General features: G+C 45.8%; 6 protein-coding genes. 5 read left to right on the plus strand and 1 reads right to left on the minus strand.

The annotated features are described in order from the left end of the window. The first annotated feature begins 109 nt into the window (after positions 1 to 109). A complete protein-coding gene (locus tag F6K37_RS36420; protein ID WP_267872077.1) occupies positions 110 to 232 on the plus strand; it encodes a hypothetical protein in 123 nt (40 codons plus the stop codon). Between the two features lie 9 nt (positions 233 to 241). Here the strand turns inward: F6K37_RS36420 and bioU are convergent, their stop codons facing one another. Next, positions 242 to 1,282, minus strand: coding sequence for a (S)-8-amino-7-oxononanoate synthase BioU (gene bioU / locus F6K37_RS36425; RefSeq protein WP_009149222.1), 1,041 nt, complete (start codon positions 1,280 to 1,282; stop codon positions 242 to 244). Between the two features lie 85 nt (positions 1,283 to 1,367). On the opposite strand from bioU, the gene F6K37_RS36430 reads away from it, so the two are divergent. The 4 genes from F6K37_RS36430 to F6K37_RS36445 all read left to right on the plus strand — a co-directional run bounded on the left by F6K37_RS36430 (position 1,368) and on the right by F6K37_RS36445 (position 2,993). Further along, positions 1,368 to 1,526 (plus strand): hypothetical protein, encoded by a 159-nt coding sequence (locus tag F6K37_RS36430; RefSeq protein ID WP_287255855.1) that lies wholly within the window; start codon positions 1,368 to 1,370, stop codon positions 1,524 to 1,526. Positions 1,527 to 1,905: 379 nt separating this feature from the next. Next, positions 1,906 to 2,115: a DUF2997 domain-containing protein gene (locus F6K37_RS36435; protein ID WP_044494432.1), complete on the plus strand. Its 210-nt coding sequence runs from the start codon at positions 1,906 to 1,908 to the stop codon at positions 2,113 to 2,115. A 39-nt stretch (positions 2,116 to 2,154) separates the two neighbouring features. After that, complete coding sequence (locus F6K37_RS36440; protein WP_009149212.1) at positions 2,155 to 2,541, plus strand: DUF1257 domain-containing protein; 387 nt, start codon at positions 2,155 to 2,157, stop codon at positions 2,539 to 2,541. Continuing rightward, complete coding sequence (locus F6K37_RS36445) at positions 2,541 to 2,993, plus strand: ferredoxin (RefSeq protein WP_009149209.1); 453 nt, start codon at positions 2,541 to 2,543, stop codon at positions 2,991 to 2,993. The genes F6K37_RS36440 and F6K37_RS36445 overlap by 1 nt, the downstream gene beginning before the upstream one ends. Position 2,994 lies beyond the last annotated feature (1 nt).

Raw genomic sequence — 2,994 nt, forward strand, 5'->3', positions numbered from 1 at the left:
GAGGTGGGGAGTTTGGGAGATGGGGAGATATTTATTAAGGGTAATTATCAGGAAATTATTTTATTATAGCGTTTTTTAGAGCTATAGACAGAAGAGGGCTCGCCCAAAGGTGGTGCGTTACGGGGCGGACTATCCCAACCCGGGCGAAGAAGCGGAAAATCATGGCAAGTCCGCCCCTAACGCACCCTACGCACTGTTCCCTACTCCCTACTCCCTACTCCCTACTCCCTAAAACCAATGACTATTTCACAAACTGGGGCATGACTTCAGCAGCAGTCAATAGACCATAAATCCCCTTGTGATGTAGGGAAACTCCTGCTTTTAGATAACCAAAGGCGGGACCACAGACATTAGCAGCCATGCTGGTTTCATCACCAAGGGTAAAGGTGTGAGTGGAAATTTTACCCTCAAAGGTGCGACCTGTGATTTGGACATTGGTACTGAGGGGTTTTTTAGGATTGCGGGTATCAACAACACCACCAACAGAAACGCGATCGCGTGAGCAAATCCCTGCTAGTTCCAGCATCACATCATCAGCATGTTCCATATTCTCTAGGCTGATGATGCCATCGGTTTGATCTAATAAGGCTTCGACCTCAGCATCACTCATGGCTTTGGCTCGTTCTACATCGTAACCAGGAAGGTGAGCAATATCTTCTCGAATTGTTGCTCGATAGGCTTCCCAGTTAGCAATCCCTACCCCAAAGGTAATGTTGACACTGTGAATCTCGGCATAGCTTTGAGATGCGATCGCAGCAGCAGCGGTCAATAGTCCTGGAGTAGCACCGCAGCCAGTCATATAGGTAATTCCAGCTGCTTGCAATTCATCTTGCAGTTGCAACAGTTGTTCTACAGCACTAGTGCGCTTGAGAGCATCTACTAAAACTCCCTGCCAACCCGATTGAATAAATTGCTTAACCACCGATGCCATAAAGGTATTGGGTAAATTTGGCAGTGCTAGGAAATATCCATCTACTGTCGCGTTTTGGATTAACTCTTCGATACTCTTGCTACTTAAGGTGCCACCTGGTTCTACATAACCCAAGGAACCTTGGGATTGGTAGGTCTGGATACAACGCTCAGGGTTTAACCCAGCTGCGTCATAAACATAACCTTTCCGGTCAGCTGCTGCGACCCAAAGCATTTCTCCCTTAGGAGCTAACACTCTGGTAGCGGCTTGACCTAATCCCCCAAAGCCTAAAACCCCTACTCGTATTCGCTCTAATCCATTGGGATTAGCGGTTTTGGGGTTATTTACACCTCTGACTTGCGTTTCACTCATAACGGTTATTAAACTATCTCGCTGAACTTTAATAATTCATACTTCATACTTCATACTTTGCCCAGTCCCCTAGATTCTCTACATTTTGTTAATATCAGCCGTCAGCCGTCAGCCGTCAGCCGTCAGCCGTCAGCCGTCAGCCGTCAGCCGTTGGCCTTTGGCCACGCTACGCGAACAGATGTCAGATATAGGCCAAGGCTTTTGGCTGAGAGCTGATAGCTCAGAGCTGATACCTGATACCTGAGAGCTGAGAGCTGAGAGCTGATCGCTGATAGCTGATACCTGATAGCTGAGAGCTGATCGCTGATAGCTGATACCTGAGAGCTGATAGCTGAGAGCTGATAGCTTACTTGTTAACAAACCATTTTTGGGTTATCCCACCCCTTGACTGATAGCAAAAGTTACGAGAAACTAACAAAATATTAAAGTAAACACTCGATTTACTATAAACTTATGTTAATGTTGTTTGCGCCATGATCTGAATTATTATCATTTGATTAGTAACCAGCTATAGCACTGGTCAGTGATCAGTGATATCAATCCAGGATTTAGATACTCCTGGACTGGTGCAACAACCGGTGCCACAACCTGCAACTAGGGATAAACCGAGCACTAAGGCGACTATGGAAACATTAGAGTTTGTAATTTATCCAGATGGTCGAGTCCAGGAAAAAGTCACTGGGATCATCGGAGCCTCTTGCGCAGAGGTAACAGCTGCTATTGAAGCTCAGCTAGGACAAGTCGTATCTGTTGAGAAAACATCAGATTACTTCGACCAAAAGCTTGAACTGTCGGCAACAGCCACAACTCAAGCTACCGTTAGCCATTGGTAAATTTGTGTTCCAGTTAGTAAATTCGTTTTATTACCAAAAATGTCTCATTTCAGCACTATCAAAACCCAAATCCGTAACCGTTCATCCTTAGAAACTGCTTTAAATGACTTAGGGATTGATTGGGAATCTGGTCCTAGCCCTGTGCGCGGTTATCAAGGTCAAACTCGCACTGCTGAAGTAGTGATTGAGCAAGAGAATGACTACGACATCGGTTTTAGTTGGAATGGTAACGCTTACGAACTAGTTGCTGATTTTCAGTATTGGCAACAGCCTTGGTCTGTAGATGGTTTCCTACAACGGGTAACCCAGCGTTACGCTTACAACACAGTAATTAAGGAAACTGCTAAGCAAGGCTTTGAGGTTGCTGAGCAACAAGATAATAAAGATGGTTCAATTCGTTTAGTTGTACAACGCTGGAGCGCGTAATGTCTGAGTTCTCACCGACGCCAGAGTCAGAGCGTTCGGGTTTGGAACCAGAGTTAGGGGGTGTCTTTCGAGATGCTCCAGAGCGTTCTGGTTTTGAGCCAGAGCTAGGGGGTATTCTGCGACAAAAAGGTGTTTACGTTGATGAAATTACCTGCATTGGCTGTAAACACTGCGCCCACGTCGCTCGAAATACGTTTTATATGGAAGCCGACTACGGTAGATCCCGGGTTTTTCGGCAAGATGGGGACCCAGAAGAGGTGATACAAGAAGCGATAGACACTTGTCCAGTAGATTGTATCCACTGGGTTGATTACACTAAGCTTAAAAATCTAGAAGACGAGCGACAATATCAGGTAATTCCTAGAGCAGGATTGCCCATTGACCGCAGTATTGTTGCTGCCAAAATTAAGGAGAGGAAGCTGGCAAGGAAGCGTAGGAAAAAACGAACCTAGG

The organism is Moorena sp. SIO4E2, from assembly GCF_010671945.1.
GTDB lineage: Bacteria > Cyanobacteriota > Cyanobacteriia > Cyanobacteriales > Coleofasciculaceae > Moorena > Moorena producens.

Bases quoted from the DNA above. Each gene is read 5' to 3' on its own strand.
- bioU (WP_009149222.1), bottom strand. From the start codon at position 1,282: ATGAGTGAAACGCAAGTCAGAGGTGTAAATAACCCCAAAACCGCTAAT.
- F6K37_RS36435 (WP_044494432.1), top strand. From the start codon at position 1,906: ATGGAAACATTAGAGTTTGTAATTTATCCAGATGGTCGAGTCCAGGAA.
- F6K37_RS36440 (WP_009149212.1), top strand. From the start codon at position 2,155: ATGTCTCATTTCAGCACTATCAAAACCCAAATCCGTAACCGTTCATCC.
- F6K37_RS36445 (WP_009149209.1), top strand. From the start codon at position 2,541: ATGTCTGAGTTCTCACCGACGCCAGAGTCAGAGCGTTCGGGTTTGGAA.